This is a genomic window from Pseudomonas sp. KNUC1026, from assembly GCF_021650705.1.
GTDB lineage: Bacteria > Pseudomonadota > Gammaproteobacteria > Pseudomonadales > Pseudomonadaceae > Aquipseudomonas.
Genome location: NZ_CP087138.1, coordinates 3,923,201 through 3,940,096 on the forward strand (window position 1 = coordinate 3,923,201; position 16,896 = coordinate 3,940,096).

Annotated in this window: 17 protein-coding genes and 1 pseudogene; 12 read left to right on the plus strand and 6 right to left on the minus strand. The window is 64.4% G+C overall.

Annotated elements, in window-relative coordinates:
* Positions 1-25: 25 nt before the first annotated feature.
* Positions 26-1,909, minus strand: a complete 1,884-nt coding sequence (locus LN139_RS18440; protein WP_236355528.1) for a sigma-54-dependent Fis family transcriptional regulator — start codon at positions 1,907-1,909, stop codon at positions 26-28.
* A 271-nt stretch (positions 1,910-2,180) separates the two neighbouring features.
* On the opposite strand from LN139_RS18440, the gene exaC reads away from it, so the two are divergent.
* From exaC to ppa, 4 genes and pseudogenes are all read left to right on the plus strand, one after another.
* The gene (gene exaC / locus LN139_RS18445) at positions 2,181-3,701 is read left to right on the plus strand and encodes an acetaldehyde dehydrogenase ExaC (RefSeq protein ID WP_236355529.1); all 1,521 of its coding nucleotides are present in this window, start codon (positions 2,181-2,183) and stop codon (positions 3,699-3,701) included.
* 118 nt (positions 3,702-3,819) lie between these two features.
* Complete coding sequence (locus tag LN139_RS18450; protein WP_236355530.1) at positions 3,820-4,467, plus strand: DedA family protein; 648 nt, start codon at positions 3,820-3,822, stop codon at positions 4,465-4,467.
* Positions 4,467-5,272 (plus strand): annotated as a pseudogene (locus LN139_RS18455) (zinc-dependent peptidase). The gene LN139_RS18450 and the pseudogene LN139_RS18455 overlap by 1 nt, the downstream one beginning before the upstream one ends.
* Positions 5,273-5,392: 120 nt before the next feature.
* On the plus strand, positions 5,393-5,920 hold the full coding sequence (ppa, locus tag LN139_RS18460; protein WP_236355531.1) for an inorganic diphosphatase: 528 nt from the start codon (positions 5,393-5,395) through the stop codon (positions 5,918-5,920).
* Positions 5,921-6,176: 256 nt separating this feature from the next.
* On the opposite strand, the gene LN139_RS18465 is transcribed toward ppa, so the two are convergent.
* The 5 genes from LN139_RS18465 to hpxX form a co-directional block, all read right to left on the minus strand.
* The gene (locus tag LN139_RS18465; RefSeq protein ID WP_236355532.1) at positions 6,177-6,461 is read right to left on the minus strand and encodes a helix-turn-helix domain-containing protein; all 285 of its coding nucleotides are present in this window, start codon (positions 6,459-6,461) and stop codon (positions 6,177-6,179) included.
* On the minus strand, positions 6,451-6,765 hold the full coding sequence (locus tag LN139_RS18470) for a transcriptional regulator (RefSeq protein WP_236355533.1): 315 nt from the start codon (positions 6,763-6,765) through the stop codon (positions 6,451-6,453). The genes LN139_RS18465 and LN139_RS18470 overlap by 11 nt, the downstream gene beginning before the upstream one ends.
* 83 nt (positions 6,766-6,848) lie before the next feature.
* On the minus strand, positions 6,849-7,232 hold the full coding sequence (gene hpxZ, locus LN139_RS18475) for an oxalurate catabolism protein HpxZ (protein WP_236355534.1): 384 nt from the start codon (positions 7,230-7,232) through the stop codon (positions 6,849-6,851).
* On the minus strand, positions 7,222-8,601 hold the full coding sequence (locus LN139_RS18480; protein ID WP_236355535.1) for an AtzE family amidohydrolase: 1,380 nt from the start codon (positions 8,599-8,601) through the stop codon (positions 7,222-7,224). Before LN139_RS18480 ends, hpxZ begins: the two co-directional genes overlap by 11 nt.
* A complete protein-coding gene (gene hpxX, locus LN139_RS18485; RefSeq protein WP_236355536.1) occupies positions 8,598-8,789 on the minus strand; it encodes an oxalurate catabolism protein HpxX in 192 nt (63 codons plus the stop codon). Before hpxX ends, LN139_RS18480 begins: the two co-directional genes overlap by 4 nt.
* A gap of 81 nt (positions 8,790-8,870) precedes the next feature.
* Between hpxX and LN139_RS18490 the strand changes: the two genes are divergently transcribed.
* The 8 genes from LN139_RS18490 (at position 8,871) to LN139_RS18525 (ending at position 16,896) form a co-directional block, all read left to right on the plus strand.
* Positions 8,871-9,710: a MurR/RpiR family transcriptional regulator gene (locus LN139_RS18490; RefSeq protein WP_236355537.1), complete on the plus strand. Its 840-nt coding sequence runs from the start codon at positions 8,871-8,873 to the stop codon at positions 9,708-9,710.
* Positions 9,711-9,937: 227 nt separating this feature from the next.
* Complete coding sequence (locus LN139_RS18495) at positions 9,938-10,723, plus strand: transporter substrate-binding domain-containing protein (protein ID WP_236355538.1); 786 nt, start codon at positions 9,938-9,940, stop codon at positions 10,721-10,723.
* Between the two features lie 12 nt (positions 10,724-10,735).
* Positions 10,736-11,398: an amino acid ABC transporter permease gene (locus tag LN139_RS18500; protein ID WP_236355539.1), complete on the plus strand. Its 663-nt coding sequence runs from the start codon at positions 10,736-10,738 to the stop codon at positions 11,396-11,398.
* Positions 11,395-12,054, plus strand: coding sequence for an amino acid ABC transporter permease (locus LN139_RS18505; protein WP_236355540.1), 660 nt, complete (start codon positions 11,395-11,397; stop codon positions 12,052-12,054). Before LN139_RS18500 ends, LN139_RS18505 begins: the two co-directional genes overlap by 4 nt.
* Positions 12,035-12,772 (plus strand): amino acid ABC transporter ATP-binding protein, encoded by a 738-nt coding sequence (locus LN139_RS18510; RefSeq protein ID WP_236355541.1) that lies wholly within the window; start codon positions 12,035-12,037, stop codon positions 12,770-12,772. Before LN139_RS18505 ends, LN139_RS18510 begins: the two co-directional genes overlap by 20 nt.
* Before the next feature lie 30 nt (positions 12,773-12,802).
* Complete coding sequence (locus LN139_RS18515; RefSeq protein WP_236355542.1) at positions 12,803-14,041, plus strand: pyridoxal-phosphate-dependent aminotransferase family protein; 1,239 nt, start codon at positions 12,803-12,805, stop codon at positions 14,039-14,041.
* Positions 14,038-15,291, plus strand: a complete 1,254-nt coding sequence (gene hpxK, locus LN139_RS18520) for an allantoate amidohydrolase (RefSeq protein WP_236355543.1) — start codon at positions 14,038-14,040, stop codon at positions 15,289-15,291. Before LN139_RS18515 ends, hpxK begins: the two co-directional genes overlap by 4 nt.
* A 3-nt stretch (positions 15,292-15,294) precedes the next feature.
* Entirely contained in the window at positions 15,295-16,896 is a 1,602-nt protein-coding gene (locus LN139_RS18525; protein ID WP_236355544.1) for a gamma-glutamyltransferase family protein, read from the plus strand.

Consider the following 16,896-nt stretch of genomic DNA (forward strand, 5'->3'; position numbering starts at 1 on the left):
CCAAGCGGCAGAAAATCTCACCCGGTCATCGCGCCAGCCCGTGACGGTGCAGCTTGCGGTACAGCGTATTGCGGCTTACGCCCAGGTTGGCCGCTACCCGTGTCATGTGCCAGCGCTCCTGCTCGAGCACACGCAGCAAGGCTGCGCGCTCGGCATCGGCCAGCGGCGCGACCGGCTCCTCCAGCGGCCGATGCCGGCGCAGTTCTGCCGGCAGGTCATCGAAACGCACAATGCCTTCCTCGCACAGTGCCACCAGCGTGCGCAGCACGGTGCGCAACTGCCGCACGTTGCCCGGCCAGTCGTGTGCCAGCAACGCCTGGCGCGCGGCCGCTTCCAGCCGCACGGTTTCGCCGCAGGCCTCAAGGCCGAGCAGGTGATCGATCAATGTGCCCTTGTCGGCGCGCAGGCGCAGGGGCGGCACGCTCACTTCCAGGCCATTGAGGCGGTAGTAGAGATCTTCGCGGAAGGTGCCGGCGTCGACCCGCTCGCGCAGGTCATGATGCGTTGCGCTGATGATGCGCACATCCAGCGCCTGCGGCTCGCCGCCGATGGGCACGACCTGGCGGTCTTCGAGCACCCGTAGCAAGCGGGTCTGCAAAGCCAGCGGCATGTCGCCGATCTCGTCGAGCATCAAGGTGCCGCCGTCGGCCTCCAGCAACTTGCCACGCATGCCCTCCTTGCGCGCTCCGGTGAAGCTGCCGGCGGCATAACCGAACAGCTCACTCTCGATCAGGCTCTCTGGCAAGGCAGCGCAGTTCAAGGCCACGAATGGTCGCGCGGCCCGGCTGCTGGCCTGGTGCACGGCCCGGGCGAAGGCTTCCTTGCCCGAGCCGGTTTCGCCCTGAATCAACAGAGGCACATCGCGCTCGTAGACCTTCAATGCCCGCTGATGCTCACGCGCCACCACCGGGTCTTCGAGGCACCAGCGCGAGCGCTTGGCCAAGGTGGGCGGCGCGGCGGCCGGGGCACGCGCTACCAGAGGAGCAACGCCGCGCACGCTGGCGAACAACGTGCGGCCATCGTGGCAGCGCAACGGCCAGCGCAGGGCCGCGCTGTCATTGGCACGGCCGAACAGCTCGCTCGGGCGGCAATCGAACAGCGCCTCCAACGACTGCTGCTCCACCGCGCTGCGCGGCAGGCGCAGCAGGTTCAGGCCGCTCTGGTTGATCGCCAGAACGCGCCCTTCGTTGTCGAACGCCAGCAGGCCCTCGCTGAACAGGCCGGTGGGGTCCGCCTGCAGGTGAAAGCGCAGCAACCATTGGTGCTCGAAGTGCCGGAGGAAATACGCGCTCTCGATCATCTTGGCCGAGAGGTTGACCAGGGTCATGGTGTGGAACTGGCTCTGGCGCGAGTCCTGGGCGCGGGCCGAGGATACGTCCAGCACCGCCATCAATTCACCGTAAGGGTCGAACACCGGGCTGGCCGAACAGGTCAGGCCCGTATGGCGGCCACGGAAGTGCTCCTGTTGATGGATGGTGATGGCCTGGCGCTCCACCAGGCAGGTGCCGATGCCGTTGGTGCCTTCGCGCGCTTCGCTCCAGTCGGCCCCCAACCACAGCCCGGCACGCTCGAACACCTGGCGTTCGCTCGGGGCGGTGACGCAGTTGAGGATCACGCCGCGCGCGTCGGTGAGCAGCACCGCGTGGCCGGCGCCAGCCAACTGCTGGTGCAGGTGGTTCATTTCGCCGTCGGCGATCATCAGCACCTGGCGCAGGCGCTCGCGGCCCGCCAGTACCTGGCTGTGCTCGACCACCGAGGGCGCAAGCGCCTGGGACGGGTCCAGGTGATAGTCACGCAGGCAGCGCTGCCAGGAGCGAGCAATGGAAGGGTCGCTGAGCGGCCCGCCGGGCTCGCCTGCGGCAACGGTCATGACGTGGTGCGCGTGGCGGCGCAATTGCTCGCTGTGCATGGTACTCAGGCTCCCTGTTCGGGTCCGGCCAGCATGGGCCAGGCTCCGGCGCAAGGCAATCCCGCTACGACCATGGGAGCAAGGGAATGCACCAAAAGTCGTACGAAATGTCACTCAGGACTGTCCCATAAATGACACAGATCCTCGGTTTTTCTGCTCCGATGCTGCCATTGAGGCCCTGCCCAAGGCGCTGGCCCGACCTTTGCTCTACGCTTGATAGCGCCACAGAGCGCGTGTTCTCACCTAAAACAAGAGCCAGGAGACACCTACCATGCGTTACGCACATCCCGGGACCGAGGGCGCCAAGGTTTCCTACAAGAGCCAGTACGGGAACTACATCAATGGCGAGTTCGTCCCGCCGGTCGATGGCCAGTACTTCTCCACCACTTCGCCAATCAACGGCAAAGTGATCGCCGAGTTTCCTCGCTCCACTGCCAAAGACATCGAAAAAGCAATCGACGCCGCCCATGCTGCCGCCGAGGCCTGGGGCGCTACTTCCGTGCAGGCCCGTTCGCTGGTGCTGCTCAAGATCGCCGACCGTATCGAGCAAAACCTGGAAACCCTGGCCATCACCGAAACCTGGGACAACGGCAAGGCCGTTCGTGAAACCCTCAACGCCGACATCCCGCTGGCGGCCGACCACTTCCGCTACTTCGCGGGCTGCCTGCGCGCGCAGGAAGGCAGCGCCTCGGAAATCGACGGCAACACCGTCGCGTACCACATTCACGAGCCGCTGGGCGTGGTCGGGCAGATCATCCCCTGGAACTTCCCGATCCTGATGGCCGCCTGGAAGCTCGCCCCTGCCCTGGCTGCCGGCAACTGCGTGGTGCTCAAGCCGGCCGAGCAAACGCCACTGGGCATTACCGTGCTGGTCGAGCTGATCGGCGACCTGCTGCCGCCAGGTGTGCTGAACGTGGTGCAAGGTTTCGGCAAAGAAGCCGGTGAAGCCCTGGCCACCAGCAAGCGCATCGCCAAGATCGCCTTTACCGGCTCCACCCCGGTGGGCTCGCACATCCTCAAGTGCGCTGCCGAGAACATCATCCCCAGCACCGTCGAGCTGGGCGGCAAGTCGCCGAACATCTTCTTCGAAGACATCATGCAGGCCGAGCAGAGCTTCATCGAAAAAGCGGCCGAGGGCGTGGTGCTGGCGTTCTTCAACCAGGGTGAGGTATGCACCTGCCCATCACGCGTGCTGGTTCAGGAGTCGATCTACCCGGCATTCATGAAAGAGGTGATGAAGAAGGTCGAGCAGATCAAGCGTGGCGACCCGCTGGACACCGACACCATGGTCGGCGCTCAGGCCTCTGAGCAGCAATTCGACAAGATCCTCTCCTACCTCGAGATTGCCAAGCAGGAAGGCGCCGAGTTGCTGGCCGGCGGCCAGGTGCAGAAGCTCGAGGGCGACCTGGCATCGGGCTATTACATCCAGCCGACGCTGCTCAAGGGCAACAACAAGATGCGCGTGTTCCAGGAAGAAATCTTCGGCCCGGTGGTGAGCGTGACCACCTTCAAGGACGAAGCCGAAGCCCTGGCGATTGCCAACGATACCGAGTTCGGCCTCGGCGCTGGCGTCTGGACCCGCGACATCAACCGCGCCTACCGCATGGGCCGCGGCATCAAGGCCGGCCGTGTGTGGACCAACTGCTACCACCTCTACCCGGCCCACGCCGCGTTCGGTGGCTACAAGAAGTCCGGCATTGGCCGTGAAACCCACAAGATGATGCTCGACCACTACCAGCAGACCAAAAACCTGCTGGTGAGCTACGACATCAACCCGCTCGGGTTCTTCTGACCCACCCGCTACAAGCTGCTCACCGGCCTGGTGGGCAGCTTGCAGCTTCCTCCTTCCGCCTGCCGTATACTGCGCACTTTTTCGCCTGCCTGACGCAGGCCGCTGAACAGGTGTGCATATGGACTTCAACCCGCTTGACCTCATCCTGCATCTCGACGTTTACCTCGACATGCTGGTCAATCATTACGGCGCATGGATCTACGCCATCCTGTTCGCCGTCATCTTTTGCGAAACCGGCCTTGTGGTCATGCCCTTCCTGCCGGGCGATTCGTTGCTGTTCATCGGCGGCGCAGTGGCTGCCGGCGGCGGGATGGACCCGGTACTGCTTGCGGCGCTGCTGATGGCTGCGGCGATCCTGGGCGACAGCACCAACTACGTGGTCGGGCGCACGCTCGGCGAACGGCTGTTTCGCAACCCGAATTCGAAGATCTTCCGCCGCGACTACCTGGAGCAGACCCAGGCGTTCTATGCCCGCCACGGCGGCAAGACGGTAACGCTGGCGCGCTTTCTGCCGATCATCCGCACCTTCGCGCCCTTCGTGGCCGGTATCGGCAAGATGCCCTATCCGCGCTTTCTTGCCTTCAGCGTGCTGGGCACCCTGGCGTGGGTAGGCGGGCTGGTGGCGTTGGGGTACTTCTTCGGCAACGTGCCGTTCATCAAGCAGCACCTTACTGGGTTGATCCTGGCGATCATCGTGCTTTCGCTGCTGCCGATGCTGATCGGCCTGGTGCGCTCGCGCCTGAACCGCACAGCGAAAAGCCACTGATGGGCTGGTGGCGCGCCTGGCGCCGGCGCAGGGCTCTGGCGCGGCAGCCGATCCCGGATGCGCTGTGGGCCGAGGTGTGCCACCGCCTGCCAGTGCTCGACGGCCTGAGCGACGAAGAAACCGACCTGCTGCGGGAACGGGCCACCCTGTTTCTGCAGGAAAAGGCCCTGACCGCCTTGCCGGGCCTTGAACTGGACGATGCCGCTCGCGTTCACCTGGCAGCGTTGGCGCAATTGCCGCTGCTGCACCTGGAGGAGCTGGACTGGTACCAGGGCTTTCACGAGATCGTGCTGTACCCCGACGACTTTCTCAGCCCCCAGCGCCACCGCGACGCTGGCGGCATCGAGCATGAATGGGATGCAGAGCACAGCGGCGAGGCCTGGCAGCAGGGCCCGGTGATCCTGGCCTGGCCAGGCGTGCTGGCCAGTGGCGAATGGGAGGGCTACAACCTGGTGGTGCATGAGCTGGCGCACAAGCTCGACATGCTTAACGGCGATGCCAATGGCCTGCCTCCGCTGCATGGCAACATGCGCATACAGGCCTGGGCGCAGGCCATGCAGGCGGCCTACGACGACCTGAATCAACAGCTGGACGAGGACCCCGACCGCGAAACGGCCATCGACCCTTACGCGGCCGAAAACCCCGCCGAATTCTTCGCCGTAGCCTGCGAATACTTCTTCAACGCCCCGGATTTGCTGGCCGGCGCCTACCCCGCCGTTTACGAGCAACTGAAGCTTTTTTCCGGCAAGACCCGCTGGCACGTTTCGAACGCCTGCGCCTGGCCCACGAACAGCCGGCGCCATAGCACTATGGTCGAGCGGCACGGTCCGATGCGTGGCACGGCCGGGCGTATGTGCCTATAATCGCCGCCACTTTTGCCGGCAACGGCCAAATCGATCCGACTGATAAACGGGGGCAACACCCAATGAGCTACAGCAAGATCCCTGCGGGCAAGGACCTGCCGAACGACATCTACGTCGCTATCGAAATCCCGGCCAACCACGCGCCCATCAAGTACGAAATCGACAAGGACAGCGACACGCTGTTCGTCGACCGCTTCATGGCCACCCCGATGTTCTACCCGGCCAACTACGGCTACATCCCCAACACCCTGGCTGACGACGGCGACCCGCTGGACGTGCTGGTGGTCACCCCGTACCCGGTCACCCCGGGTGCAGTCATCCGCGCCCGCCCTGTCGGCGTGCTGCACATGGACGACGAAAGCGGTGGCGATGCCAAGGTGCTGGCCGTTCCTCACGACAAGCTGAGCCAGCTGTACGTCGACGTGAAGGAATACACCGACCTGCCCGCCCTGCTGCTGGAGCAGATCAAGCACTTCTTCGAGAACTACAAAGACCTCGAAAAAGGCAAATGGGTGAAGGTCAAGGGCTGGGAAGGCGCCGAGTCGGCCCGTGCCGAGATCACCAAGGCCGTCGCCGCCTACAAGGGCTGAGTCTCGGAAAACTCCGCTGGCGGGGGCGCACTCATCTCAGTATGATCGCCGCCCACAGCGTGGCCCGGCTCCGGGCCATCGGCAGGCGGCCTACCGTAGCGCGCCTGCTATCCTCTTCGTCGGCCCTTGTGGCTGAACTGTTTAACGGCGAGTGCGGGGTGTCACAAACAACCCAAGCCCGTCCGCGAGAAGCCGGCCACAAGCCGGCTTTTTAATGCCTTGAAATCCATTCCTGCAGTTGCCTTGGAGCCTCTTTTCAGCAAGCGGGAAGGTCTATCAAAGCCTCGGGGTGATGACTTGCGATACGCAGCAGCGTCTGAGCAGCACCCGTCGGCTGGCGTCGGCCCTGCTCCCAGTCTTGCAACGTGCGCAAGCTGACGCCCAGCAATTGTGCAAAAGCGTTCTGCGACACCCCCACCTTCGCCCTTGCCTGCGCAGCTACTGACACCTCGACCTGCGTAACACGAGCAGCTTGGCCAGCCTTCATTTCTCGCACCGAGGCCAGTAATTCCTCTTGGAACTGCTCCATTTCATGATCCACGATCGACCTCCTCTCTTAACTGGTTCAGGAACACGGCAGGCAAGTTATCGAATTTCGCCTTGGTGTATAGAATCAGGAGCCAAAAACATCCATCGCAAAGCGTGTTGTAAATAATGCGCGCGCCTGCTCGCTTGCCTATCCCGGCCCGTGACCAGCGCACCTTTCTGAGCCCACTGCTGCCTGGTATCACATCACCAGCAAACGGATTTACGGCAAACCAAGTGATGAACTCCAGACGCTCCGCATCAGCCCATACGGGTTTGGCGCAGCGCTTGAAGGTGCCTATCTCGATAATCGTATACATGCACCCGGAATACGGCAGTGCCGTACACCTGAATTCGCAAATGTTTTACGTCATGAGTCTTGAGGCGGTTTGCAGTTTCCCTATCACCCCATCAAACTCACCTGCGCTCCCACGATCCGCCATCGCCCTTTCATCTTCACCCACGTTTGCTGCTGCCGCCCCACCCGCTCGCTCCCCTCACGGGTGAACTCGGTGCTGCACAGCGCAAACGCATCGCCATAGGTGGTGATAACCGTATTGCGCAAGGCGCGCTGTAACCCCGCCGCCAGCCGTGCGTTGCGAAACGCGCGGATGGCGGTGATGCCGTAGAGGTTTTCGGTAGCGCCCAGGCGCACGGTGCGTTCGTCGTTCCAGAACAGCTCATCGAGCACGGCGGTGTCGTTACTGACCAAGGCCTGTTCGTAACGCTCGAACGCGGCGGTGACCTCGGCGAGCACCTGGGGCTGGTCGATCTGCTCAGGCGACATAGGTCACCTTCATCTGCTCGAGGGCGCGGGCGGCGCGCAGGCAGACGCCTTCGCGAAACGGGGCGGCGATCAGTTGCACGCCGATCGGCAAGCCATTTTTGGCTTGCAGCGGCACGCTGACCACCGGCAGGCCGAGGAAGGAAATCGGCTGTGCGAGCATGCCCATGCTGGCGCGAGTCGGCAGGTCGGTATCGTTGATGCGCATCGTCTCCTGGCCGATCAGTGTGGCGGTGGTGGGCGTGGACGGAGCGATGAGCACATCGAACGTGTCGAACAGCGGCAGCACCTGTTGCTGGAAGTGCCGGCGCATGCGCTGGGCCTGCACGTACCAGGCTGCGGGGATCATCGCGCCAGCGAGCAGGCGTTCGCGCGAGAGTGGCTCGAACAGCTCGGGCGTTGCTCGCAGGGCCGGCAGGTACTGGTTGCCCCCTTCGCTGGCGCTGATGATGAACGCGGCCGTGCGTGCCAGCTCTGCATCCGCCATTAGCACTTCTTCGTTGGCCTGCAAGGCTTTAGCAACGCGCGCAACGGCTTCGCGGGCGTTTTCGTCGCACCATTGCTGGAAGTAACCGCCGAGCACGCCGACGCGCAAACCCTCGGCGCCGCGGGCGAGTTCCGGGACGGTGTGGCCTACCGGCTGATCGGCCTGGAACGCATCGTCCGGGTCCAGGCCCTGAAGCACATCGTAAACATAGGCCAGGTCGCTTGCTCGCCGTGCCATGGGGCCGATGTGGTCGAGGCTGCCTACGAACGGGTGGGTGCCGGCGCGTGACAAGCGGCCGAAAGTGGGCTTGAGGCCGAACACGCCACAGAGCGAGGCAGGCACGCGGATAGAACCGTTGGTGTCGCTGCCCAGGGTGAAATTGACCAGTTTCGCCGCAACCGCTGCAGCCGAACCACCTGAGGAGCCGCCAGCGATGCGATCAGTGTCGTGCGGGTTGCGCGTGGCGCCGTAGTGGGTGTTTTCGGTGGTGAAGCCGTAGGCATAGGCGTCCATGTTCAGCAGGCCGGTGAGCAGGCCGCCGTTGGCGCTGAGCTGGCGCACCGCCCAGGCATCGCGCTCGGCCGGCGGGCGCGTTTCGAACAATCGGGCACCGGCGACTGTAACCTGGCCGGCCACGTCGAAGAGGTTTTTCACCGCATAGGGCACGCCGGCCAAGGGCGGCAAGGGCCTGCGCTTGCCGATAGCGTTGTCGAGCGCGTGAGCTTCTTCGAACAGGCGCTGCATGGTGAACTTCGTCCAGGCATTGAGCGCTTTGTTCTGCTCGGTGATCGCTGCCAGGGTGTGTATCGCAATTTCGCCGGCGGTGATGTCGTCCTTGGCCAATTCACGGCGGATATCAATAATCGAACAGGCGGCGATCTTCATGCCTTGTACACCCCCGCGACGTCCACACGCTCATCCAGTGGGTACGCCATCAACGGCTCGGCCATCGCAGCGATACGGGTGAACTGCGCCTGCAATTCCTGGCGGCGCGGCGCATCCAGTTCCAGCGCCAGCACCTGTTCCATCTGAGCAAGGTAGGCAGCCCAATCGGCCACGGGTGTCTGTGACATGCTGTTCCTCCGTCGGGCCTATGGGCCGGGTTCGTGTTGCATTATCATCGCGCCAATGAAACGAAAGTTACAAGGCACTCCATGAATCCACTCGATGAACGCTTGCGCGAGCACTACGCCCAGCTGGCGCCTCAGGAACAGCGTATCGCTGATTTCGTGCTTGACCACTACAACGACCTTGCCAGCTACAACAGTGCTGAGCTTGCGCGGCTGACCGGCGTTTCGAAAGCGACCGTGAGCCGCCTGTTCAAGCGCCTGGGCTACGACAAGTTCAAGGACCTGCGCGAAGAGCTGCGCACCCTGCGCCAGACCGGCATGCCGGTGGCCGACAACCGCGATGTGGTGCAAGGCAACACGTTGCTCGCGCGCCACTATCAGCAGGAGTTGGCGAACCTGGCGCACTGGGTCAGCACCATCGATGCCGAGCAGTTCGGCCAGGTGGTGCGGGCACTCGGCACAAGCGCGCGGGTATTCGTGCTGGGCATGCGTAATGCTCACCCCGCTGCGCTCCACTTGCGCCAGCAGCTGTTGCAGATCCGTGGGCAGGTTCATCTGCTGCCGCAACCAGGGCAAACGCTCGCCGAGGAGCTGGTCGACCTGAGCCCTGAAGACATGGTGGTGGTGCTGGCCTACCGGCGCAGGCCAAAGATCATCCGCACCCTGCTGCAGGCCTTGCGGGAACGGCAGGTGCCTACGCTGGTAATGTGCGAGCCGCAGGCCCAGGCGATCATCGAGCTGGGCACCTGGCAGCTGTGTACGCCGCTGGACAGCGTGTCGGCCTTCGACAGCTACGCCAGCGCCAACAGCCTGATCAACCTGCTGGCCAATGCGGTGCTGCACGAGCACCTGAGCCAGGGCCGCCAGCGCATTCACCAGATTGCCGAACTGTATGAGGCCCTGGACGAGCTGGAGCACCGCTGACGCACCACTTCAGCGCAACCGCCTGAAAGGGGCGCCATTTTGGCGCCCTGTCTCTACCCGCCCGAACCACACCACACATGCCCGAAAAGTGGCTGCTGTCCCTGCAAACCCTCTGAACGCAAGGCCCGCACAAGAAATGCACTGCCTCATCGCTGAATGGCACATTGGTTGCAAAATCACAATCAACGAACCTTTCGTTTCACTACCCTCTCGACCCAGGTGCGAACATGAAGAAGGCATTGACCGTGGTACTGGCAGGCGCGCTGTTGCTGACCCAAGCCGCCAGCGCATTGGCTGACCAGTTGCAGGACATCGAGAAACGCGGCGTGCTGCGCGTTGCAGTGCCGCAGGATTTTCCACCGTTCGGCTCGGTGGGCACCGACTTGCAGCCACAGGGTTACGACATCGACATGGCCGCCTATCTGGCCAAGCAGATGAAACTGAAGTTGCAACTGGTACCCGTCACCAGTGCCAATCGGGTGCCCTACCTGCAAACCGACAAGGTCGACCTGGTGATCTCCAGCCTGGGCAAGAACCCCGAGCGTGAGCAGGTCATCGACTTCAGCCGCGCATACGCGCCGTTCTTCCTCGGCGTGTTCGGTGGCAAGGATGCAGTGCTCAAAGATGCAAGCGAGCTGGCCGGTAAAACCGTGGGCGTGACCCGCGGCGCAGTCGAGGACATGGTGCTCACCCAGGTGGCGCCGGCCGGTACCGAGGTCAAGCGCTACGAAGACAACAACACCACGCTTTCGGCCTACCTCTCCGGGCAGGTGCAGTTCCTCGCCACCGGTAATCAGGTGGTTGCGGCCATTGCGCGGCAGAACAGCGAGCGGGCGCCGGTGGCCAAGTTCACCTTGAAGAATTCGCCCTGTTTCATCGGCCTGCGCAAGGATGAGCCGGCGCTCAAGGCCAAGGTCAACGCGCTGATCGACCAGGCGCAACAAGACGGCACCCTCAACGGCCTGTCGGAGCAGTGGCTCAAGGCGCCGCTGCCGGCCGACCTGGGCGCCTGAGCCAGTATTGCCATGGCCCAGCTCAATTTCATGGCCCTTTGGCCGTACTGGCCGGCACTGCTGGCCGGCCTGTGGGTGACGATCAAGCTCAGCGTCGCCGCCACGGTCGGCGGGGTGGCACTGGGCATTGCTGGGGCCGCACTGCGCAGCGGGCGGCCCGGCATTGCCAGCCGGCTCTGGGGCATTTACGTCGAGCTGATCCGCAACACGCCGTTCGTGGTGCAGCTGTTTTTCATCGTCTTCGGCCTGCCCAGCCTGGGCATGAAGCTGACCGCTGGGGAAGCGGCGCTGCTGGCAATGCTGATCAACCTGGGGGCCTACAGCACCGAGATCATCCGGGCCGGTATCCAGGCTACCCCGCGTGGGCAGTGGGAAGCGGCACGCGTGCTGGGCCTGACCCGCGCTCAAGCATTCACACGGGTGATCCTGCCGCCCTCGCTCAAGCGCATTTATCCGGCGCTGGTGAGCCAGTGCATCATCGTGATGCTGGGTTCTTCGGTGGTGTCGCAGGTTTCTTATGAAGAGCTGACCTTCTCGGCCAACCTGATCCAGTCGCGCACCTTCCTGAGTTTCGAGGTGTACCTGGTGACCACCCTGATGTACCTCGCCCTGTCGATCGCCATGCGCCAACTGCTGCTGGCGGCCGGGCGCAGATGGTTTGGAGAGCAGCCATGAGTGGTGCATTCACCGATTGGGACATCCTGCGCAACCTGCTGCTGGCCGCGCGCTGGACGGTGCTGCTATCGCTGACCGCGTTCATCGGCGGCACACTGGTGGCCTCGGCGCTGGTGGTCGCGCGGCTGTCGCGCCACCGCTGGGCGCACCGGCTGATCCGCGCCTACACCGAACTGTTTCAGGGCACGCCGCTGCTGATGCAACTGTTCCTGACCTTTTTCGGCGTGGCCCTGCTTGGCGTGGACGTTTCGCCCTGGACGGCCGCAGCGCTGGGCCTGACGCTCTACACCAGCGCCTTTCTGGTGGACATCTGGCACGGCAGCATCCGCGCCCTGCCCCGTGGCCAGTGGGAAGCCTGCCGCTGCCTGGGCCTCGGTTTCGGCCAGGCGCTGTACCGGGTGATCGTGCCGCAGGCGTTGCGCATCGGCCTGGCGCCCACAGTCGGTTTTGCGGTGCAGGTGGTCAAGGGTACGGCGCTGGCCTCGATCATCGGCTTCGTCGAACTGACCAAGGCCGGCACCATCCTCAACAACGTTACCTTTGCGCCGTTCAAGGTGTTCGGGCTGGTCGCGCTGGGCTATTTCCTGATGTGCTACCCGCTGTCGCGCTACAGCCAGTATCTGGAGAAGAAATTCAATGCCGCTCATCACCATTGATCAGGTGCAGAAGTACTACGGCGACAACCATGTGCTAAAGGGCGTGGACCTCGACATCGAAGTGGGCGAGGTGGTGTCGATCATCGGCCGCAGCGGCTCGGGCAAAAGCACCTTGCTGCGTTGCATCAACGGCCTGGAAAGCTACCAGCAAGGCAGTATCAAGCTGGCGGGCATGACCGTCACCGACCGCGAATCGCAGGCGCGCAACATCAGCCGCCAGGTAGGCATGGTGTTCCAGAGTTTCAACCTGTTCCCGCACATGACCGCGCGTGAAAACGTGATGCTCGCACCGCGCCGGGTGCTGAAGAAAAGCGATGCCGAATGCCGTGAACTGGCCGCGCGCATGCTGGAGAAAGTCGGCCTGGGCGACCGCCTGGACTACTACCCCGCCAACCTCTCTGGCGGCCAGCAGCAACGGGTGGCCATTGCTCGCGCCCTGGCCATGTCGCCCAAGGTGCTGCTGTGCGACGAGATCACCTCGGCGCTCGACCCGGAGCTGGTGGGCGAAGTGCTCAAGGTGCTGGAACAGCTTGCCAGCGAAGGCATGACGCTGATCCTGGTCACCCACGAGATGAACTTCGCCCGCGAAGTCGGCGACCGCGTGGTGTTCATGCACCAGGGCCGGGTGTGGGAACAAGGCCCCAGCCGCGAGCTGTTCGCCAACCCCCAGACCGCCGAACTCAAACAATTCATTTCCTCCGTGCGCGGGCTGAACTGACCCCTGCCTTTGAACGAGAGTTGCCTGCCGATGAACACCTCTGCCTTTGCCCCGGTCAACCCGCCCGCGCGCCTGCTCATGGGGCCCGGCCCGATCAACGCCGACCCGCGTGTGTTGCGCGCCATGGCCAATCAATTGGTAGGCCAGTACGACCCGGCGATGACCGGCTACATGAATGAAGTGATGGCGCTGTACCGCGGTGTGTTTCGCACCCGGAACCCGGCCACGCTGCTGATCAACGGCACCTCGCGCGCCGGCATCGAAGCGGTGCTGGTGTCGGCGATCCGCCCGGGCGACAGGGTGCTGGTGCCGGTGTTCGGGCGCTTCGGCCACCTGCTGTGCGAGATCGCCCGGCGCTGCCGTGCCGAGGTGCACAGCATCGAGGTGCCGTGGGGCGAAGTGTTCGACCCGCAGCAGATCGAAGACGCGATCAGGCAGGTCAAGCCCCGGCTGCTGCTGACAGTGCATGGCGACACCTCCACCACGATGCTGCAACCACTGGCGGAACTGGGTGAGATCTGCCGGCGCCACGAAGTGCTGTTCTACACCGACGCCACCGCATCGCTGGGCGGTAACCCGCTGGAGGCCGATGCCTGGGGCCTGGACGCGGTTTCAGCCGGCCTGCAGAAGTGCCTCGGCGGGCCACCCGGTACCGCGCCGGTGACCCTCAGCCCGCGCATGGAAGCTTTGATCCGCCAGCGCAAGTGCGTCGAGGCCGGCATCCGCAGTGCCGATGACCAGGACGGCGACGACCAGTTGATCTACTCCAATTACTTCGACCTGGGGATGATTCTCGACTACTGGAGCCCGCAGCGGCTGAACCACCACACCGAGGCGACTTCGGCGCTGTTTGGCGCACACGAGTGCGCGCGTATCCTGCTCGAAGAAGGCCTGGAGGCCGGCATCACCCGCCACAAATTGCACGGCGATGCGATGCGCAAAGGCCTGGAAGGCATGGGCCTGAAGGTGTTCGGCAACCCGGCGCACAAAATGAACAACGTTGTGGCGGTGTACATCCCTGAAGGCGTGCATGGCGAGCAGGTGCGCCAGCTGATGCTGCAAGACTTCGGCATCGAAATAGGTACCTCGTTCGGCCCCCTGGCTGGCAAGGTGTGGCGCGTCGGCACCATGGGCTACAACGCCCGCAAGGACTGTGTGATGCAGACCCTCAGCGCATTGGAGGCGGTGCTCAACCATTCGGGGTTGCGCACCACCCAGGGCGCTGCGATGCAGGCCGCCTGGAACCACTACCAAGAGCCGCAGCCATGAACAGCGAGCAGGCTCGCTGCGCCGCCGCGCGCATCATGGCCCGCTGCGACGAGCTGGCGGCGATCAGTGAAAGCTCTACGCACCTCACTCGGGTGTACCTCTCGCCCGAGCACCTGCGCGCCAACCAGTGCGTCGGCCAGTGGATGCGGGATGCGGGGATGCGTGTGTGGCAAGACAGCGTCGGCAACATCTGCGGCCGCTACGAAGGCCAGCAGGCCGGCGCCCCGGTGGTGCTGCTCGGCTCGCACCTGGACACCGTGCGTAATGCCGGCCGCTACGACGGCATGCTCGGGGTAATCAGCGCCATCGAAGCGGTGCACCATCTCAATGCCCAAGGCATTCGCCTGCCACTGGCGGTCGAAGTGGTGGGCTTTGCCGATGAAGAAGGCACACGCTTCGGTATCACCCTGCTTGGCAGCCGCGGCCTGGCCGGCACCTGGCCCGCCGAGTGGGCCGACACGCCTGATGCCGAGGGCATCACCGTTGCCCAGGCGATGGCCGCAGCGGGGCTGGACATCGCTCAGGTCGCCAGCGCCGCTCGCCCGCGTGAACAGATTGCGGCCTATCTGGAACTGCACATCGAACAAGGGCCGTGCCTTGAGCGCGAAGACCTCGCTCTCGGGGTAGTGACCGCCATCAACGGCGCGCGCCGGCTCAACTGCACTTTCACAGGCCACGCCGGGCATGCCGGTACGGTGCCGATGCGGCATCGCCAGGATGCGCTGGCGGGCGCTGCACACTGGATGGCCTGGGCCGAGCAACACACGCTTCAGGCCCCTGGGCATCAGGTCGCTACCTTTGGCACCTTGCAATGCTACCCGGGCGCTGTGAACGTGATCCCTGGCGAGGTGAAGCTCTCGCTCGATGTTCGAGGCCCGGAAAGCCCGCCACTGAATCGCTTGCTGGCCGAGTTGCTGGCGCACGCCGAACAGCTTGCCCAGGCGCGCGGCTTGAGTTTCAGCGCCGAGGAGTTCTATCGCATCGAAGCCACTGGCTGCGACCCGCGCCTGCAACACAGTGCTGAAGCGGTGCTGGAGCGTGTGCAGGGCTGCAGCTTTTCGCTGCCCAGCGGGGCCGGCCATGATGCGATCGCACTGGCCGAGCACTGGCCGTCGGCAATGTTGTTCGTGCGCTGCGCAGGGGGCGTGAGCCACCACCCGGCCGAAGCGGTCAGCGTTGAAGACGTGAGCCTCGCCGTGCAGGCCTACACCCACTGGATCACCGACGTGGCAAACGCCGCCGGAGCCTGACCAATGCAGCCAGCGAACCTTCCTGCCCACGGCATCGCCGTGGCGCCCCACGCCCTGGCCTCCAACACCGCGCTGGCCGTGCTACGCGACGGTGGCAATGCCATCGAAGCGATGGTCGCTGCAGCAGCCACCATCGCAGTGGCCTACCCGCACATGAATGGCATTGGCGGCGACAGCTTCTGGCTGATCAGCGCCAACACCACCACTGGCCGGCAGGTCATCGGCGTGGAGGGCTGCGGCAGTGCGCCTTTGAAGCTACCCGAGGGTTATTTCGAAGGGGTGCAGAGCGTCCTCTTTCGCGGCCCGAAAGCCGCGCTGACCCTGGCGGGCACAGTCAGCGCCTGGGAACGCAGCCTTGAACTGTCACGCAGCCTGCTCGGCGGCCAACTGCCGCTCTCACGGCTGCTCGAGGACGCCATCGCCCACGCGCGCAACGGCGTGCCGGTCACCGCCAGCCAGCACCGCAGCACCCTGAGCAAGTTGCCGGAGCTTGAGCAGGTGGCAGGTTTCGCAGAGACCTTCCTGGCAGGCGGCGCGGTACCTGAAGTGGGGGCCAGGTTCCGCCAGCCTCGCCTGGCAAACACCCTGGAGCATCTGAGCCGGGCCGGGCTCGCCGACTTTTACCAGGGCGAGTTGGCACGCAGCATGGCCGATGACCTTTCGCGCCTGGGCAGCGCCCTGGCCCTGGAAGACTTCCAGCAGCACCGTGCGCAAACCTGCACACCGCTGGTGCTGCAACACAGCCAGGGCCTGGTGTACAACCTGCCGCCGCCCACCCAGGGGCTGGTGTCGCTGATGATCCTCGGGCTGATGGACCGCCAGCCTGGTGCGCAGGCCGACCATTTGAGCGCCAGCTATGTACACAGCGCGGTAGAGGCGGCCAAACAGGCGTTCGCAGTGCGTGACCGGCATATCACCGACCCACGGCACATGAGCGTCGACGCGGCGAGCTTCCTGGAGGCGGCGCACCTGGATACGCTGGCCGCCCGCATCGACCCCTTGGCCGCCGCCCCCTGGGGCGCGGGCAAAGGCCCGGCCGATACCGTCTGGCTGGGCGTGATCGACGCCCAAGGCAACGCGGTGTCGATGATCCAGAGCATCTACCACGAGTTCGGCTCCGGCATCGTGCTGCCAGAGAGCGGAGTGAACTGGCAGAACCGCGGCGCCTCCTTCTCGCTCGCGCCTGGCCACATCAATGCACTGGCACCGGGCAAACGCCCTTTCCACACGCTCAACCCAGCGCTGGCGCACCTGGCCGATGGCCGGCTGCTGGCCTACGGCAGCATGGGCGGCGATGGGCAGCCGCAGAACCAATCAGCAGTGTTCACTCGCGTGGCGACTCATGGGCTCAGTGCCCAGGAAGCGGTGAGCGCTCCACGCTGGCTGCTGGGGCGCACCTGGGGGCAGGCATCGGATTCGTTGAAACTTGAGGGCCGTTTCCCGGAGAGCACCGTGGCCCAGTTGCGAGCACTGGGGCATGAGGTCGAGCTGTTGGCTGATTACGATGAAACCTGTGGCCATGCTGGTTGTTTGATCCGTTACCCCGACGGTTCGCTCCAGGGCGGTAGCGACCCCCGAAGCGATGGGGCCGTAGCCGCAGGGTGA

What these genes read in the sequence shown, in the direction of transcription:
- exaC (WP_236355529.1), top strand. Translation starts at nt 2,181, where the DNA reads ATGCGTTACGCACATCCCGGGACCGAGGGCGCCAAGGTTTCCTACAAG.
- LN139_RS18525 (WP_236355544.1), top strand. Translation starts at nt 15,295, where the DNA reads ATGCAGCCAGCGAACCTTCCTGCCCACGGCATCGCCGTGGCGCCCCAC.
- LN139_RS18515 (WP_236355542.1), top strand. Translation starts at nt 12,803, where the DNA reads ATGAACACCTCTGCCTTTGCCCCGGTCAACCCGCCCGCGCGCCTGCTC.
- LN139_RS18500 (WP_236355539.1), top strand. Translation starts at nt 10,736, where the DNA reads ATGGCCCAGCTCAATTTCATGGCCCTTTGGCCGTACTGGCCGGCACTG.
- LN139_RS18510 (WP_236355541.1), top strand. Translation starts at nt 12,035, where the DNA reads ATGCCGCTCATCACCATTGATCAGGTGCAGAAGTACTACGGCGACAAC.
- LN139_RS18495 (WP_236355538.1), top strand. Translation starts at nt 9,938, where the DNA reads ATGAAGAAGGCATTGACCGTGGTACTGGCAGGCGCGCTGTTGCTGACC.
- LN139_RS18480 (WP_236355535.1), bottom strand. Translation starts at nt 8,601, where the DNA reads ATGAAGATCGCCGCCTGTTCGATTATTGATATCCGCCGTGAATTGGCC.
- hpxK (WP_236355543.1), top strand. Translation starts at nt 14,038, where the DNA reads ATGAACAGCGAGCAGGCTCGCTGCGCCGCCGCGCGCATCATGGCCCGC.
- LN139_RS18470 (WP_236355533.1), bottom strand. Translation starts at nt 6,765, where the DNA reads ATGTATACGATTATCGAGATAGGCACCTTCAAGCGCTGCGCCAAACCC.
- LN139_RS18505 (WP_236355540.1), top strand. Translation starts at nt 11,395, where the DNA reads ATGAGTGGTGCATTCACCGATTGGGACATCCTGCGCAACCTGCTGCTG.
- LN139_RS18440 (WP_236355528.1), bottom strand. Translation starts at nt 1,909, where the DNA reads ATGCACAGCGAGCAATTGCGCCGCCACGCGCACCACGTCATGACCGTT.
- ppa (WP_236355531.1), top strand. Translation starts at nt 5,393, where the DNA reads ATGAGCTACAGCAAGATCCCTGCGGGCAAGGACCTGCCGAACGACATC.
- hpxX (WP_236355536.1), bottom strand. Translation starts at nt 8,789, where the DNA reads ATGTCACAGACACCCGTGGCCGATTGGGCTGCCTACCTTGCTCAGATG.
- LN139_RS18450 (WP_236355530.1), top strand. Translation starts at nt 3,820, where the DNA reads ATGGACTTCAACCCGCTTGACCTCATCCTGCATCTCGACGTTTACCTC.
- hpxZ (WP_236355534.1), bottom strand. Translation starts at nt 7,232, where the DNA reads ATGTCGCCTGAGCAGATCGACCAGCCCCAGGTGCTCGCCGAGGTCACC.
- LN139_RS18490 (WP_236355537.1), top strand. Translation starts at nt 8,871, where the DNA reads ATGAATCCACTCGATGAACGCTTGCGCGAGCACTACGCCCAGCTGGCG.